This window comes from Thermoanaerobacterium aotearoense (assembly GCF_009905255.1).
GTDB classification, from domain to species: Bacteria; Bacillota; Thermoanaerobacteria; order Thermoanaerobacterales; family Thermoanaerobacteraceae; genus Thermoanaerobacterium; species Thermoanaerobacterium aotearoense.
The window spans coordinates 1,334,687-1,352,346 of sequence record NZ_CP047602.1; the positions used below are offsets into that span (position 1 = coordinate 1,334,687).

Here is a 17,660-nt window from a genome sequence, read left to right on the forward strand (position 1 = left end):
GTGGGCACTGTGCTCGAAAAAATTTCTACGCCTAATGATATAAAAAAATGCAGTTTGACTGAATTAGAAGAGCTTTCAAGTGATATACGCAGTTTTTTGATAAACAATATTTCTAAGACAGGCGGGCATTTAGCGTCAAATCTCGGAGTAGTGGAATTGACTATTGCACTTCATTACGTTTTTGAATCGCCTAAGGACAAGATTATTTGGGATGTAGGGCATCAAAGCTATGTGCACAAGATATTAACAGGAAGACGAGATCTCTTTAATACATTGAGAAAATTTGGTGGCTTGTCGGGATTTCCCAAGAGAAATGAAAGCGTGCATGATGTTTTCGAAACGGGACACAGCAGCACATCTATATCTGCTGCCTTGGGAATAGCAAAGGCACGAGATCTAAATAATGAAAAATATTCAGTAATTTCTGTAATAGGCGATGGAGCGCTTACTGGTGGAATGGCTTTTGAGGCTTTAAATGATGCAGGCAGATCTAAGACAAATCTCATAGTAATATTAAATCACAATGAGATGTCTATATCAAAAAATGTAGGTAGTCTTTCACTTTATTTAAGTAGGTTAAGAACGGATCCAAGCTATTTTAGGTTAAAGAAAGATTTAGAGAATATCTTAAACATAATACCGCCTATTGGGAAAAGCATCCATAAATCAATCGAAAAAATAAAGGATTCCATCAAACAATTAATTGTACCTGGAATGTTTTTTGAGGAAATGGGGTTTACATATTTAGGACCAATTGACGGTCATGATCTGGATTCCTTAATTGACGTATTAAAAAGAGCTAAAAAAATGAACGGACCTATTTTAATTCACGTGATAACGAAAAAGGGTAAGGGATATGTATTTGCAGAAGATAATCCTGATAAATTTCATTCCGCTGGAATTTTTGATATAGGAACAGGAGAGTTTAAGAAAAAGGCCGACACGTATTCGGATGTATTCGGTAAAACATTGACTCATTTGGCTGAAAATAATAAAAAGATAGTTGCAATAACTGCCGCAATGCCGGATGGAACAGGATTAAATTACTTTGCTGAAAAGTTTCCAAACAGATTTTATGATGTAGGCATTGCAGAGCAACACGCTGCGACTTTTGCTGCTGGTATGGCAGTAAATGGGTATAAGCCTTATTTTGCGGTGTATTCGACTTTTTTGCAAAGAGCATTTGACCAAGTAATACACGATATATGTATTCAAAATCTTCCAGTTGTCTTAGCAGTAGATAGAGCTGGCCTTGTAGGAGAAGATGGAGAAACGCATCAAGGTGTGTTTGATATATCGTATTTAAGAATGATACCAAACATGATTGTTATGGCTCCTAAGGACGCTGATGAATTGGTTGAAATGATAAAATTATCAGGCTTGATAAATGGACCTTGTGCAATACGATACCCAAAAGGAAAAGCCGAAAATTACGATGTCAATAAAGAACCAAATTTTACATTAGGAGAAGCTGAAGTCATTAATGCTGGCTCTAACGTAGCGATTTTTGCCCTCGGCAAGATGGTGAAAATTGCATTAAGTGCGTCTTTAAGGCTTAAATACAATTCTATAAACCCCTACATAGTGAATTTAAGGTTTGCTAAGCCTTTAGATGTGGATACAATTATAACAATTTCGAAAAAAGTTGATTATATATTTACATTAGAAGACAATGTACTTATAGGTGGCGTTGGAAGTGCAATATTGGAGCTATTAAATGAAAATAATATATGCAAGAAGTTCTACAGATTTGGATTTCCTGATAAATTCATAGAACATGGCGATGTAGAAAGTTTATTTAAAAAATATGGATTGGACAGTGATTCTGTGGCAGAAAAAATAATAGAATTGGTGATGTCATGAAAGATAAAGAAAGAGCAGATTTATTATTGGTACAAAAAGGTTTTTTCACATCAAGAGAAAAAGCTAAAGCTTCTATAATGGCAGGAGAGGTTTTTGCAGACGGAAAGAAGATAAATAAGGCTGGAGATATTATAAGCGTTTATTCAAGTTTAGAAATAAAAGCGAAAAGCAACCCTTACGTAAGTCGAGGCGGTCTGAAGCTTGAAAAGGCAATCAAATACTTTAATATTGATGTTAAAGACAAAATAGCAATGGATGTGGGCGCATCAACTGGTGGATTTACAGATTGCCTTCTAAAAAATGGAGCAAAAAAAGTTTATGCTATAGATGTAGGGTATGGTCAGCTTGATTGGAGTTTAAGAAACGATGAGAGAGTTATAAACATGGAAAGAACAAATATTCGCTATCTCGATGATTTGCCTGATATTGTCGATATAATTACAATAGATGTGTCATTTATATCGCTTGCGATAGTTATACCATCTGTAAAAAAGTTTCTAAAAAATGGTGGTGAATTAGTATCTCTTATAAAACCACAATTTGAAGCTGGAAGAGAGAAAGTTGGGAAAAATGGGGTTGTAAGAGATAAAAGTGTCCATATAGAAGTGATAAATAAAATAATAGATGTTTTAAAAGATCTGTCATTTAGTGTGAAAGGCATTACTTTTTCACCTATAAAAGGACCAGAAGGCAATATAGAATATTTGATTTATGCAAAAAATGAAAAAGATGTAGATTCTGATCTTGATGTAGAAGGATTAGTAGAGTTGTCTCATGATACTCTTAATGAAAATAAAAAGCAAAATAAAGAAGGAAAATAAAAAGTTTTGTAGAATTATGAATTTATGATACTATTTATGTGGTGATTAAATGAAGAACATTTGTGTTATACCGAATATTCATAAGGACAAAAATTTGAGGACTACGAGAAGTTTAGTCGAGTGGATCATCCAGCATGGATATAAACCAATACTAAACGAGGTTGTCGCACAGAAAATCGGCTTTTTTGAATATGGTAAAAGCGGAACAGAGATTTTTGAAAACAGTGATTTTATCGTGGCTTTAGGGGGAGATGGGACAATTCTAAACGTTGCCAGACAATGTGCATCTTTTTCTACGCCTATCCTTGGCGTAAATTTGGGACATTTAGGTTTTTTAGCGGAAGTTGATGCCGAAAATGTAATTGAAGCAGTAGAAAAGATTGTTAACGATGAATTTTTTATAGACAAAAGGATGATGTTGGAAGCGAGCATAATCAAAGAGAATATGGAGGCGGTTAATCTTATAGCTTTAAATGACATTGTGGTGACGAGAGGCTCTTTTTCCAGAATGGTCAAATTAAAAGTATTTGTGAATGAACAGTACGTTAATACATATCTTGCTGATGGGATAATTATATCTAGCCCTACAGGTTCAACAGCGTATTCTTTGTCAGCAGGTGGACCGATAGTGTACCCTAATCTGGAGTTGTTTGTAATAACGCCTATATGCCCTCATACACTGCATTCAAGGTCTATTATAGTATCAGAAAAAGACAAAGTAAAGCTTGTTATAGTAGGGGAAAATCAAGATGTAATGGCGACAACAGACGGACAACAAGGCTACAAACTAAACAGTGGTGATACAATTTATGTAAAAAAAAGCAATAGATACACTAATTTGATACGCTTAAAAAGCATGAACTTTTTCGAACTTCTGCGCAGTAAATTATCAGAGAGGAATTTCAACATTTAATGAGGAGTGTTGTTGATGATGAAATTAGCAAGACATGCAAAGATTCTTGAAATAATAAGTAAAAATGAAATTGAAACACAGGAAGAATTGGCAGATGCCCTTCAAAAAGAAGGCATAAAAGTCACACAAGCGACAGTATCCAGGGATATAAAAGAGCTAAGACTTATAAAAGTATTGAGTGCAGACGGCAAAAAGTACAAATATGCGCCAATGAAAAACCAAGATACCAAAGTAACTGACAAATTGGTTGCGCTTCTATCTGGAATAGTAGGAATAGATTATGCTGGAAATACTATAGTAATTAAAACACTTTCTGGAACTGCACCTGCTGCTGCAGAAGCTTTGGATACATTAAATTGGAATGAGGTAGTAGGAACTCTTGCAGGAGATAATACTATATTTATGCTTGTGAGATCGGAAGATGCCGTCAAAGAAATTATAGACAGGATTAATGAATTGATTAAATGAATGTTTTTTAAGGGGGATTACGATGATCCTTACATTGAACATAAAAAATATAGCTTTAATCGATGAGGCTGAGATTGATTTTGACGATGGCTTAAACATTCTTACTGGAGAGACAGGTGCTGGTAAATCTATAGTTATAGATTCAATGATGCTTTTGCTGGGTGGGAGAGCAAACAAAGACATTATCCGGAATGGTGCTCAAAAGGCTACAGTTGAAGGTGTTTTTTTAGTAGATTCAAATACTGATGTTATACATAAGATTTTAGATGAAGCAGGTATTGAACATGAAGATGATGATACTCTGATTATCAGTAGAGACATAACAGAAAACGGAAGAAACTACTGTAGAGTTAATGGCAGAATAGTGCCTTTATCTTTTTTAAGCAAATTGGGAACGTATTTGGTTGACATATTAGGTCAACACGAGCATCAGTTTCTGTTAGATAGCAGTAAGCATTTGTCAATATTAGACAATTTTCAAGATAAGAATTTTTTTGATTTAAAAGGCACGTTAAGGGATTTATTAAGTGAATACAATATTCTCAATAAAAGGCTAAAGGAATTTTATTCAGATGACAAAGAAAAGATGTCAAAAATAGATCTTCTTAAGTATCAGATAAATGAAATAGAATCTGCAAAGATAAAAAAAGGAGAAGAAGAAAATTTACTTGAAAGGCGAAACATATTAATAAATTCAGAAAAATTATTTAATTCTATGAATGAATGCTACAATTTGCTTTATAAAGGTATTAATGACAACACATCAGTTTTAGACAATCTCAGTGTAGTTTTAAAAAATTTAGATGTCTCGTATAAAATAGATCGAAGGCTTGAGAAATTGAAAGAAATGATTCAAAGTGCTTTATATACATTAGATGATTGTTCTATTCAAATCAGAGATTACATTGAAAATATTAATTTTGATGCAAATGAGTTAAATGAAATTGAAAAAAGATTGGACATACTGGGGAATTTAAAGAGAAAATACGGAAGGACGATTGAAGAAATAATTAGATATAAAGAAGAGAAAAATGATGAACTTACAAAGTTGTTAAACGCGGAAGAAGAAATACATAAGATAAACAAAGAAAAAGAAGAAATCATGCAGAAAATAAAAATGATTTCCGATGAAATACATGAAATGAGAAAAAATGTAGCAGATTTTCTTGAAAAGAAAATAAGTGATGTCTTGAGTGAGTTAAATATGCCCAATACGATTTTTAAAGTCGATATTAGAAAGAAAGATGTGGCAAATGAAAACGGCATGGACGAAGTAGAGTTTTTAATATCGACTAATATCGGTGAACCTTTAAAGCCACTTGATAAAATAGCGTCTGGCGGTGAGTTATCGAGAATTATGTTGGCTTTAAAGACTATTTTAGCTGATTTTGATGGCATATCTACATTAATATTCGATGAAGTAGATACAGGAATAAGTGGCAAAGCGGCACAATCTGTGGCACAGAAAATAGCTTTGATTTCAAGAAATCGCCAAGTTATATGCGTTACTCATCTACCTCAAATAACATCCATGGCTGATTCGCATTTTAAAATTTCAAAGGAATTTGACGAAGACAAAACTTACATAAAAATTGAAAAATTGGATTATGAAGGAAAAATAAAAGAACTATCGAGAATAATCAGCGGTTCTGTTGTTACAAACACTACTTACAGTCATTCGAAGGAGCTAATTGAATTAGCAGAAAACTACAAAAAAAGTTTAATTTAAAAGATACGGTTCAAGCCGTATTTTTTTATTTTTTGCATTAGAAAAAAAGTCATTAATTGACTTAGAAATCTAACTTTTTATTGACAGTATATAAATCATTCTAAAAGGTTAATTTAATCATAGCAAATTTATTTGAGGGAGTGATTAAATTGAATCGCAATAAGATTAAATATTTAATTTTTGCTTTTTTATCCGCTTTAATAATATATATAAATTATACACCTGCAATTAAGAGTGTTTACCAGACTCCCAACTATTATAAATTTTTTGAAGGAGAAAAAGTAAAATTTAATTTTAATTTACCACTTAAAGTAGGCTTTTATACAGATAGACAAGGTATTGTAAAAATAGATAATGATGAAAGTGGCAATAATATTTTAAATCTTGACAAGCCATTTTCTGTCGAAACTCTAAACCGTGGGAAAGTAAATATAAACTTCAGGTTATTTGGGATATTTCCAATAAAAAGTATTTATGTTGATGTTATTCCAACAATAAAGGTAATTCCTGGTGGCGATTCAATTGGAGTTAAGCTTAACACAAAAGGAGCCCTTGTAGTAGGGTATTCTGATATAATAGGAACAGATGATAAAATTTACAGTCCATACCGAGAAGGAAAAATACAAATAGGTGATATAATTCTTGAAGTTAACAACATAAAGATTAATTCTGCTGATGACATTACAGACATTATAAATAAGCAAAAAGATACAATGGTAACACTTAAAATAAGTAGAAAAGGCAATATTGTTTATTCAAAATTACATCCGGTTTTGGCTAAAGATGATCAAAAGTATAAGCTGGGATTATGGGTAAGAGATCATACGGCAGGTATTGGAACGTTGACATTTTACACTGAAGATAAAAAATATTATGCTGCTTTAGGACATGCTATTACCGATATAGACACAGGAGATATTCTGTCGGTTAACAACGGACAAATAATGAAGTCCAAAATAACATCTGTAAGTAAAGGGAAAAGAAGTAGTCCTGGAGAGCTTAGAGGTATTTTTTTAGAAGAAGTTGACACAATAGGTGATATTGAAAAAAATACTGAATATGGCATATATGGAAAGATAATTAATCCAAATGGTATAAATTTAAAACCAATGCCAATAGGTTATCAATCACAAGTTATTGAAGGACCGGCAAAAATCCTTACGACAATAGACAATACAGGAGTAAAGGAATTTGACATTCAGATAATAAAGAAAGTTGAACAAAAGAATCCAAATCAAAAAGGAATGATAATAAAAATTGTAGACAAGGAATTGTTGGATAAAACAGGCGGTATTGTTCAAGGAATGAGTGGAAGTCCAATTATACAAAATGGCAAGCTTATAGGTGCTGTAACGCATGTTTTTGTCAATGATCCAACTAAAGGATATGCAGTATATGCTGAATGGATGATAAATGAGATGGAAAATTTACACCATGACGAAAATGTGTTTAAAAATTAGGGATTACATTTTTCCCTAATTTTTTTATTGTTAAAAGAAGGAAATTCTAATTTTATGTAGAATATTATAAAGTAGATTTGTTTTTTATAAAATGGCATAAGGAGGGGCGTTTGTTGTTAAAGAAAATTAAATTAGGAATTTGTGATGATAATAAGGAATTTGTCGGTATAATGGTTGACTACCTGTCATCAAAAGAAAATATCGAAATTGTAGGTGTTGCAAATGATGGCAATCAAGCAGTAAAACTTATTCAAGATAATGATTTAGATCTTTTAATCTTGGATATCATAATGCCGTATTTAGATGGCATTGGAGTCTTAGAAAAAGTCAATGAACTAAAGAAAAAGAGACCTAAAATAATCATTTTATCGGCGGTAGGTCAGGAAAAAATTACACAAAGAGCAATAAGTCTTGGTGCAGATTATTACATCTTAAAACCGTTTGATTTAGAATTGCTTTCTAAAAGAATAACAGAGATAATGGAGTATCAGCCTGATGTGGTGTCAAAGGCTGTCATGCCTATAATTGGAGACAAAAAATCTGTCGACTTAGAAACTCTTATAACACAGGTTATCCATGATGTGGGAATACCTGCACACATAAAAGGTTATCTGTATTTAAGAGATGCCATAACGTTAGTAATAAGTAATATTGAATATTTAAATTCTGTAACGAAGCTTTTGTATCCCAAGATAGCTGAAAAATATGAGACTACGCCCAGTAGAGTAGAAAGGGCTATAAGACATGCGATTGAAGTTGCATGGAGCAGAGGTAAAGTCGATGTTTTAAATGATCTATTTGGCTATACAATTAACGATGAAAAGGGGAAACCGACCAATTCAGAGTTTATCGCGCTTATTGCTGACAAATTAAGATTGAGTTTAAAGGCAAACTGAAAAATGCGGTGAGTGGTTCACCGTATTTTTTGTTTTACCTTGTAGAAAATTGTGCTATAATAAACAAAGAAAAGATGTATGGAGGTTTTACCATGCAAATTACCGGCACAGTTAAAATGGACAAAAGAACAAAAAATCTGGCAAAGCGCATAGGTCCTGGAGAAATCGCTGTAATAGATCATGTTGACATCGACGAAATTGGCGCTGAATCTTTGATAGAAAAGAAGATTTTGGCTGTTATAAATGCCAATAAATCGATAAGCGGCAGATATCCTAATTTAGGCCCTTCTATTATAGATAAGGCTGGTATTCCTATTATAGATGAAGTTGGCGAAGATATATTTGATCTGCTAAAAGAGAATGATAAGATTACTATAATCGACAATGAAATATATAAAGATGGCAAATTGATAAAAAGAGGAAAATTGCTTACACATGATGTCATTAATTACAAAATGGAAGAGTGCAAGGAAAATCTCGAAGTCGAATTGGATAAGTTCATTGAGAATACACTTGAATATGCTAAAAAAGAAAAATCGTTTATTTTAGGTGATATTGAAATACCAGACGTAAAGACAAAATTTAAAGATAGACAAGCGCTGGTTGTTGTAAGGGGAAAAGACTATAAGGAAGACTTATATACTATTAGGCAGTATATAACAGATGTAAAACCCATATTGATAGGAGTAGATGGTGGTGCAGATGCAATACTGGAATTTGGCTTGACTCCTGATATCATAATTGGAGACATGGATAGTGTAAGCGATAAAGCTTTGAAAAAAGCAAAGGAGATAGTAGTTCATGCCTATCCAAATGGCAAGTCTCCTGGGTTAGAAAGAGTTAAATCATTAGGACTTGATGCACATATATTTAAAGCGCCAGGAACAAGTGAAGATATTGCTATGCTTTTAGCATATGAAAAGGGTGCAGATTTAATAGTGGCTGTTGGCACTCATTCCAGTATGATCGATTTTTTAGAAAAAGGAAGGAAAGGAATGTCCAGCACATTTCTCGTAAGATTGAAGATTGGATCGAAGCTTATTGATGCTAAAGGGGTTAATAAACTATACAGAGAAAATTTTAGGCTTTCATATGTTTTTAGTATTATATTTGCTGCAATGGTTCCACTTAGTGTAATAGCTTATTTTTCACCACCTATGCAACAGCTTTTAAAACTTTTGCAGCTGAGGATAAGGCTTTTAATAGGATTTTAGGAGGAGATCTATGAACGTAAATATTAGATATTATGTGTTGACGATAGCAGCAATTTTTATGGCATTGGGTATCGGCATATTTATAGGCTTCATGCTGGACGGACAAAAAGTTTTTTCTGAACAGCAGGAAACGATCATAAATCAGTTAGAGCAAAAATTTAAAGATATCCAAACTGAAAATTCCAATTTAAAGGACAATGTACAAAGTTTGAATAAGCAACTTGACTATATGAACCAATACGGGAAAATTGTCTTTCCTGAGCTTGTAAAAGGACGCTTAAATGGTGTAAAAGTTGCAATAATTGAAACAAACAATGATTTTATCTATCCAGGCTTAAGGAATGCTTTGATGAAGGCAGGTGCAACAATATCATCTGTTACAATATTTAAAGATGATTTGAATAATTTAGATCAGTCTGAGAAAGATGATTTAATAACGAATTTGTCTAAATACGGCAATGTTGATAGCAATCATCTTATAGAATCTTTATCTGAAAAGTTAACTGAAGTTCTTGTTACCGGACAAGATGGAGAATTGATAACTTATTTAAAAGATAAAGGTTACATCGACTTTACTGGTACACCTGGAAATACAGATTTTATTGTTTTGGCAGGTGGCAGCAATCTTAAAAATAACAATTTAAATATAGTAGATATTCCAATAATAAAGCAATCGAAAATCTTAAATGTGCCGATTGTTGGGGTCGAGCAAAGCGATGTGAAATATTCTTACATGGATGCGTACAGAAAACAACACTTGTCAACTGTTGATAACATAGATACGATTATAGGACAAACTTCTTTGATAATGGTGATGCAAGGCAAAGATGGTAATTATGGGATAAAAACTGGAGATACATCGATTATGCCCGATTCTTTTATAGAATATCAACAGAATCAAAATCAAAATAAGACAAATTCAAACGAGGTGAAATGATGGCTGTAAGTGTTTTAATACCGGCATACAATGAGGGCAAGAGAATCGTTGATACAATAAAAGGTATGGAGAATATAGAAGAAATTGATGAGATCATTGTTATAAATGATGGTTCTACAGACGATACAGCAGATAAAGCTAAAAAAGCAGGAGCAAAATTGGTGAACTTAAAAAATAATTCTGGTAAAGGAAGAGCTTTAAAAGAAGGATTAAAGTACGTTAAAAATGATGTTATCGCTTTTATTGACGCAGATGTTGGTTTAACTTCTCGAGAGGTAATCAAATTAATAAGTCCTGTTTTAAATGGCGATGCGGATGTTACTGTAGCCAGATTTCCTAAAGTCAATGTTAAATCAGGGTTTGGATTTGTAAAGAGATTAGCAAAATACGGTGTAAAACTGCTTACTGGTCATGATTTTGATTCTACACTCTCTGGCCAAAGAGTTTTTAAAAAAGAAGTGCTTGACAACATAAAAAAATTTTATGGTGGTTATGGCATAGAAGTCGGTATGACAATCGACATATTTAATTTAGGATATAAGATTAAAGAAGTAGATGTTGATATGACGCATTCCGTTACATTAAGAGATATTAAAGGTTTTATTCACAGAGGCAGACAATTTCTCGATATACTTAAGGTTTTATTAATAAAAGCGATATTTAAGGACCGGTGATAAAGTGTCATTATTAATAATTTTTATCATATCTTTTTTACTAATGATAGTAATTCAAAAATTTATAATTCAGATATTAGACAAAGATGTGTGTTTAAAGCCTAATTATAAAAATGTTTTGATTCCAGTATGTGGCGGAATAGCTTTTGTTCCAACTATATTTGTTGCAACGATTATCTCAAAGTTTGTTGGGCTTTCTGATGAAATGACACCGATTTTTTTAGTTTCTATTATATTGATGTCTTATGTAGGTTTAATCGATGATTTATTAGGAGACAGGAGTGTGACAGGATTAAAAGGTCATATTAAATCGCTTTTGAACATGAAATTGACAACAGGAGGTTTAAAAGCAGTAATAGGTGTTATAGTATCATTTTATATAAGCATAAATATCAGCAACAGATTAGCTGATATAATAGTTAACACAATATTGATATCTTTATTTACTAATTTTTTGAATTTACTTGATTTAAGGCCTGGAAGAGCTTGTAAAGCGTTCTTTTTTATATCCATAATTTTCTTATTAGCAGGCACCGGAAACTTTTTGATTTTACTGATTGTTCTGGGAGCTGCGATTGCCTTTATGCCGCTGGATTTAAAAGCAAAAATTATGTTGGGTGATACTGGCTCTAATATTCTTGGTCTTACATTAGGGATATCAAGTGTTTTATTGTTTAATTTCAATATAAAGTTAATTATTTTAGGATTTTTAATTTTAATTCATATTATTACTGAAAAATATTCATTGTCTAAAATAATAGAAAGGAATAAGTTTTTGAATTATTTAGACATGATTGGCAGAGGACGTGATTAGCTGTGATTTCAATTAAAAAAGGGATTGTAAAAAAGATTATATCAGAAAAGGCTGATATATGCTTTGTAGAGGTTGATGTAGAAGGAATTGTTTCAAAGGCGGTAAATTATAATAAAATTACAGGCATAATAAATGTTGATGATGTGGTTTATGTAAATCAAACGGCTAGAAATCTACAATTGGGTACTGGCGGGTATGACTTTGTCGTATTGAATACAAGATATGATACGTTTGAATATAAAAACATAGGGCATATAATGAAAATGCGCTATGCTCCAATGCAGATTAATGTGCTTTCGGTAGAAGAACAAGATAGTCCATACCATGATGTTTTTAATGACTTTAAAGGATTAGAGGGTATGCCTGTAATAGTAGCTGAACTCCACAGCATGTTGGCTCCTACTGCAATAGTACTGAAGAAACTAAGACCGTCGGCTAAAATATCATATATAATGACTGATTCTGCTTGCCTGCCTATATATTTCAGCAATACTGTCCATTATTTAAAAGAAAATAATTTTATCGATACCACAATTACTATTGGCCATGCTTTTGGAGGAGATTTTGAGGCTGTTAATATTTATTCGGCATTAATATGTGCAAAGGAAGTAGCCAAAAGCGACGTTACAATTGTGGCTATGGGGCCAGGCATAGTTGGGACAGGAACAAAATATGGATTTTCAGGCATTGATCAAGCCGCGATTATAGATGCGATTAATAAGATAAATGGCAATCCTATATTGATACCCAGGATTAGTTTTAATGATTCAAGAGAAAGGCACAACGGCATAAGTCATCATACTGTCACAGTAGTAGAACTTGTAAATAGCACATGTACTATTGTAGTCCCAAAACTGAAACATGAAAAACAGCTTATAATAAAAAAACAATTAGAAAATAATGCGTTTGACAAAATGAATAAACGCTTTATTGATATTGAAAAATATAGAGAGTTGTTGCACAATGTAAAAGATATTAAATTCACTACTATGGGAAGAGGACTTGATGAAGAAAGCGAGTTTTTCGATGCTTGTATTGCTGCAGCAGTTTATTGTTCGGATCTATTAATGGTTGATTAACTCATAAAGCGTTTTGTACTTAGAAGAAAGTTCATTTAAAAGCTTTAAAAGCTGGCGAAATTTGCCTGTAAAATAAATTTTGTTTTCGTATATGATCATCACATTCATCTCCTTTAATGTTATCTTATGCAAGTTAAGTAAAAAATATACTGATTAGAAAGGATCGTATAAAATGGAGTTAACTGAAGTAACGAAGAATTCAAATATTATATTTTCGGGTAAAATAATAAACTTAAGAGTAGATGATGTTGTTTTGCCAAACGGAAAGATAACAACAAGAGAAATTGTTGAACACAATGGTGGTGTTTCGATATTAGCGATAAACAAAAGCGGTAAAATAATCATGGTGGAGCAATACAGAAAACCTGCAGAGAAGATGTTGTTGGAGATACCTGCTGGAAAATTAAATATTGGAGAAGAACCTATAGAATGTGCAAAAAGAGAGCTAATGGAGGAAACAGGGTATATAGCGAAAGAGCTTAAACACTTGTTTTCATTTTATCCATCGCCTGGCTTTTCCACAGAAATTTTGCATCTATTTTTGGCGAATGATTTAGAAAAGGGTGTATCAAATACAGATCCAGATGAATTTTTGAACGTCCATGAGTATACAGTCGATGAGATAAAAGGTATAATGCAAAAAGGCTTGATTGAAGATGCAAAAACACTTATTGCGTTATTGTATTATATAAAGTGAAAAGGAGTTTAAAATGTACTATAATGCAGATTTACACGTTCACATAGGAAGGACTAAAAATGGTAGACCTGTTAAGATCACCGCTTCACCAAACCTAACGATTGAAAATATATTAAATAAATGCATTGAGAAAGGCATAGATATCGTTGGAATTGTTGATTGTGCCGCTCCAGAAATTTTAGATGAAATAGAGCAACTGCTTGAAACTGAATGTGAATTGTATGAAGAACTTGGGGGTGGCGGGATTTTATTTAAGCAAAAGGTATCATTGCTGTTGGTAAGTGAAATAGAGGTTGGTGGTGAATTGCGTGGTTCACCGCATTTGCTGTGTTTTTTGAAAGATATAAAATCAATGAGGAAGTTTTCTAAAGTCTTATCTAAACATATTAATAATTTAAATTTAAGCACACAAAGATGCAATTTAAATAGCGTGGAAATATTAAAAATTATAAAAGACTTAGGCGGATTTGTTGTACCTGCTCACATATTTACGCCATATAAAAGTTATTATGGAAATACGACAGATAGGTTAAATCATATATTTAATGAATATTTTGAAGAAATCGATGCTGTCGAGCTCGGATTAAGCTCTGATACTTTTTTGGCAGATATGATAAGTGAATTGAAAGGTAAAACTTTTTTAAGCAATTCCGATGCTCATTCTCTACAAAAGATTGGCAGAGAATTTAACGTATTTGACTTGCCTAAACCTGATTTTTTAAGCTTAAAAGCTGCATTACAATCCATGAAAGGAGTCATAAGAAATTATGGACTAAATCCTGCATTAGGCAAATATCATAGGACATTCTGTCTTGATTGCAATAAAGTTGCTAACGTAGATCCGCCTGCATATAAATGTACTTATTGCAACAGCAAGAATATAGTATTTGGGGTTTTAGACAGAATATACGAGATAAAAGATCAAGAAATGCTGCACCCACCATTTAGACCAGAATACGTATATCAGATCCCATTGGAATTTTTGCCTGGCATCGGGCCAAAAACAATCAAGAAGCTTACAAGAGAAGTTGGAAGCGAAATATACGTCACACATGAAGCGCCTTTTGAAGAATTAAAAAATGCAGTAGGTGAAAAAATAGCAAAGAATATCATAGATGCAAGATATGGCAATTTAAAAATTGAAACAGGAGGCGGCGGTATCTACGGGAAAATAATTTGAGGTAGTCATAATGTCCTTCTCCATGGCATAAATTAAAATATAATTTGAGGCAGGAGGAGGACGTTGCCTTGAAATATTTAAAAGAAAAGACATCTAAACACATTAGAGACAATTCGATATTATATATCATTATTTTAATGTCATTTATGATTGGCATAGCATCTGGTTCTTTTACAATAAATACGTTAAATGATGTACAAAAAGAAAATATGATGAAATACATAAAAAATTTTTATGTAATTATTAGTCAGATGAAAATAGTTCCAATTGAAATATTTAAACAATCTGTTTTAAATAATTTTGAAACGACGTTTGTATTGTGGCTTCTTGGAGCAACAATTATCGGAATTCCATTCATATTTATCGTTATTGGCATAAGAGGATTTTTATTAGGTTTTTCAGTTGGCTTTCTGATAAACCAATTGAAATACAAAGGAATTCTTTTTACGTTAGTTGCCATATTGCCTCAGAATATTCTTGTTTTAATTTCATTATTTTTTATTTCGGCAACGGCCGTCAATTTTTCGATGTATATATTAAAAAACCGAAGATTCAATATTAATGATTTATTTTCTCAATTTGTGACATATACTTTGTTGGTTTATTTTGCATTTTCGCTGATGATAGTTAGCGGGATATTTGAAGCATATATTACACCTAAAATACTCTATTTTTTAAAAAATATTATACAATAGGTAAGAAGGAAAAATAAAAAATATGTTGAATATTAAAATATAACTAAAATAATAGGGGTAATGCAGATGGAAAGTATTGTACAAGCTTTCATTGATTTTTTAAAAAATGACAAAAAGCTAAGCGATAATACGATTGAATCTTATAAAAGAGATATAACACAGTTTATGGAGCACTTAAAAGAAAACAACATCGAATATTACGATGTTAATAAAATAACAATCATTAGCTATTTAAATTTTTTAAAACATAAAAATATGTCGCAATCCACTATTTCTCGTCACCTATCATCCATAAAATCTTTTTACCAATACTTATTTATGAACAAGTTTATTGATAAAGAACCGGCGTATACTTTAGATGCACCAAAAATAGAGAAAAAAGTTCCTCTAACATTATCAGTAGAACAGGTTGACAAGCTTTTATCTCATGAATTCGAGAATAGTGAAAAAGGATTGAGGGATAAAGCGATATTAGAGGTATTGTATGCAACTGGGCTCAAAGTATCAGAGCTGATATCTCTGCGTGTAAAAGATGTAAATCTCAATTATGGGTATATCTATTGCAAAAGCTCAAAGGAAAGATTTATACCAATTGGAAATTCAGCTTCAAATGCACTTCAAAACTACATTTCTGTAAGGAGAAAAATAGATCAAGATGAATTCCTGTTTTTAAATTTAAGAGGTGAACCGTTAACTCGCCAGGGATGTTGGAAAATCATTAAAGAATATACCGATATAGTAAATCCTGGTTTTGACATAACGCCAAGCATATTGAGAAAATCTTTTGCAAAGCACATGTTGGAAAATGGAGCTGACATAAGAAGTGTACAGGAAATTCTTGGGTACAAATCTTTTAACCAAGGTGATTTGATTTCACTGATTTCAAAGTCAAAAATAAAAGAAGTCTACAAAAAATCGCATCCAAGAGCTTAAAAATTTAAGAATAATAATCCCTCCATTAGAAAAAATAATTTTAAGAGGAGGGATAAAATGTTGAAAAAAACACTATCATTTACATTAATATTTGTGCTTATATGTTCAGTGCTATTACAAAATTTTGCATATGCTGACAATTTTAATCTCAAGTCAAAATCTGCAATTCTTATGGACGCCAATACAGGTAAAGTTCTATATGAAAAAAATAGTCATGAAGAGCTACCTCCTGCCAGTGTTACAAAAGTAATGACTATGCTTTTAGTTATGGAAGCATTGGATTCTGGTAAAATCAAAACTACTGACAAAGTTGTGACAAGCGAACATGCTTATGATATGGGTGGCACACAAATTTATTTAGAGGTCGGCGAAGAAATGACGGTGGATGATCTGTTGAAATCTGTCGCGATGAATTCTGCAAACGACGCCTCAGTCGCATTGGCTGAATATATTTCAGGCAGTGAGGAAAAATTTGTGGAAGAAATGAACAAAAGAGCTAAAGAGTTGGGCGCAAAAAATACAAATTTTAAGAATGCATCAGGCTTACCTGAAGAGGGACACTATACTTCTGTTTATGATATGGCGCTAATATCCAGAGAACTTGTAAAACATAAAAATATATTTAAATATTTAACTGATAAAATTGATTCTGTCAGAAATGGTAAGTTTAGTTTAGCTAATACTAATAAGCTTCTTTGGAACTATCAAGGCGCAGATGGAATAAAAACAGGCTCTACTTCAGAAGCGTTGTATTGTTTATCTGCAACCGCCAAAAGAGGCGATACAAGATTTATAGCGGTGGTATTTGGAGCACCAGATTCTGCTACTCGCTTCAAAGAAGCTTCAAAATTATTAGATTATGGTTTTGCTAATTTTGAAACAAAAAAAGTCGTTGAAGCAGGCAAAGTATATGGCAACATAAAAGTTTTAAAAGGCCAACAAGATTACGTAAATGCTATTTCCAAAAATGATGAATATGTATTATTGAAGAAGGGTGAATCAAAAAATATAAAGCAAATAGTAAGCTTAAATAAATATGTCGATGCACCTGTGAAAGCCGGTTCAGAAATAGGAACAGTAAAAATATACGACGGCAATAATCTGATAAAGACAGTATCATTAATAGCTGATAAAAGTGTAAAAAGAACAAATTTAATAAATACTTTTGAAAAAATCTATAAATCGTGGGTAAAAAATACTAAAAGCTTATAAGCTTTTAGTATTTTTTTAAAATTTTCTATAGAAAAAAATTACAAATAAGGAGGAAATTGAGCTATGATGTAGAAT

Annotated in this window: 17 protein-coding genes; all 17 read left to right on the forward strand. The window is 32.2% G+C overall.

All coding sequences use genetic code 11. The features are described 5' to 3' along the window. The first annotated feature begins 9 nt into the window (after nucleotides 1-9). The 17 genes from dxs (at nucleotide 10) to GSH73_RS06760 (ending at nucleotide 17,585) form a co-directional block, all read left to right on the forward strand. Entirely contained in the window at nucleotides 10-1,863 is a 1,854-nt protein-coding gene (gene dxs, locus GSH73_RS06680) for a 1-deoxy-D-xylulose-5-phosphate synthase (protein ID WP_014758782.1), read from the forward strand. Continuing rightward, complete coding sequence (locus tag GSH73_RS06685; RefSeq protein WP_014758781.1) at nucleotides 1,860-2,684, forward strand: TlyA family RNA methyltransferase; 825 nt, start codon at nucleotides 1,860-1,862, stop codon at nucleotides 2,682-2,684. The genes dxs and GSH73_RS06685 overlap by 4 nt, the downstream gene beginning before the upstream one ends. Before the next feature lie 49 nt (nucleotides 2,685-2,733). Then, nucleotides 2,734-3,597: an NAD(+)/NADH kinase gene (locus GSH73_RS06690; RefSeq protein ID WP_038068743.1), complete on the forward strand. Its 864-nt coding sequence runs from the start codon at nucleotides 2,734-2,736 to the stop codon at nucleotides 3,595-3,597. 15 nt (nucleotides 3,598-3,612) lie between these two features. Then, nucleotides 3,613-4,065: an arginine repressor gene (locus GSH73_RS06695; RefSeq protein ID WP_014758779.1), complete on the forward strand. Its 453-nt coding sequence runs from the start codon at nucleotides 3,613-3,615 to the stop codon at nucleotides 4,063-4,065. Nucleotides 4,066-4,087: 22 nt separating this feature from the next. Then, nucleotides 4,088-5,794, forward strand: coding sequence for a DNA repair protein RecN (recN, locus tag GSH73_RS06700; protein WP_014758778.1), 1,707 nt, complete (start codon nucleotides 4,088-4,090; stop codon nucleotides 5,792-5,794). Nucleotides 5,795-5,943: 149 nt separating this feature from the next. Then, nucleotides 5,944-7,254, forward strand: a complete 1,311-nt coding sequence (gene spoIVB, locus GSH73_RS06705) for a SpoIVB peptidase (RefSeq protein WP_014758777.1) — start codon at nucleotides 5,944-5,946, stop codon at nucleotides 7,252-7,254. Nucleotides 7,255-7,367: 113 nt separating this feature from the next. Then, entirely contained in the window at nucleotides 7,368-8,150 is a 783-nt protein-coding gene (gene spo0A, locus GSH73_RS06710) for a sporulation transcription factor Spo0A (protein WP_014758776.1), read from the forward strand. 92 nt (nucleotides 8,151-8,242) lie between these two features. Then, a complete protein-coding gene (gene steA, locus GSH73_RS06715; RefSeq protein ID WP_014758775.1) occupies nucleotides 8,243-9,364 on the forward strand; it encodes a putative cytokinetic ring protein SteA in 1,122 nt (373 codons plus the stop codon). Between the two features lie 10 nt (nucleotides 9,365-9,374). Continuing rightward, nucleotides 9,375-10,301, forward strand: a complete 927-nt coding sequence (locus GSH73_RS06720; protein ID WP_014758774.1) for a copper transporter — start codon at nucleotides 9,375-9,377, stop codon at nucleotides 10,299-10,301. Beyond that, nucleotides 10,301-10,975, forward strand: a complete 675-nt coding sequence (locus tag GSH73_RS06725; RefSeq protein ID WP_014758773.1) for a glycosyltransferase family 2 protein — start codon at nucleotides 10,301-10,303, stop codon at nucleotides 10,973-10,975. Before GSH73_RS06720 ends, GSH73_RS06725 begins: the two co-directional genes overlap by 1 nt. Nucleotides 10,976-10,979: 4 nt before the next feature. Next, nucleotides 10,980-11,789 (forward strand): MraY family glycosyltransferase, encoded by an 810-nt coding sequence (locus GSH73_RS06730; protein ID WP_014758772.1) that lies wholly within the window; start codon nucleotides 10,980-10,982, stop codon nucleotides 11,787-11,789. Nucleotides 11,790-11,791: 2 nt separating this feature from the next. After that, nucleotides 11,792-12,868, forward strand: a complete 1,077-nt coding sequence (locus GSH73_RS06735) for a DUF3866 family protein (protein WP_014758771.1) — start codon at nucleotides 11,792-11,794, stop codon at nucleotides 12,866-12,868. 172 nt (nucleotides 12,869-13,040) lie between these two features. After that, nucleotides 13,041-13,565, forward strand: coding sequence for an NUDIX hydrolase (locus GSH73_RS06740; protein ID WP_014758770.1), 525 nt, complete (start codon nucleotides 13,041-13,043; stop codon nucleotides 13,563-13,565). A 13-nt stretch (nucleotides 13,566-13,578) separates the two neighbouring features. Next, nucleotides 13,579-14,745 carry an endonuclease Q family protein gene (locus tag GSH73_RS06745; RefSeq protein ID WP_014758769.1) on the forward strand — a complete coding sequence of 389 codons (1,167 nt, stop codon included), beginning with the start codon at nucleotides 13,579-13,581 and terminating at the stop codon, nucleotides 14,743-14,745. Nucleotides 14,746-14,813: 68 nt separating this feature from the next. Next, complete coding sequence (gene spoIIM, locus GSH73_RS06750; protein ID WP_014758768.1) at nucleotides 14,814-15,440, forward strand: stage II sporulation protein M; 627 nt, start codon at nucleotides 14,814-14,816, stop codon at nucleotides 15,438-15,440. Nucleotides 15,441-15,506: 66 nt separating this feature from the next. Then, entirely contained in the window at nucleotides 15,507-16,373 is an 867-nt protein-coding gene (locus GSH73_RS06755) for a site-specific tyrosine recombinase (RefSeq protein ID WP_014758767.1), read from the forward strand. A 57-nt stretch (nucleotides 16,374-16,430) separates the two neighbouring features. Continuing rightward, nucleotides 16,431-17,585, forward strand: a complete 1,155-nt coding sequence (locus GSH73_RS06760) for a D-alanyl-D-alanine carboxypeptidase family protein (RefSeq protein WP_014758766.1) — start codon at nucleotides 16,431-16,433, stop codon at nucleotides 17,583-17,585. Nucleotides 17,586-17,660: the final 75 nt, after the last annotated feature.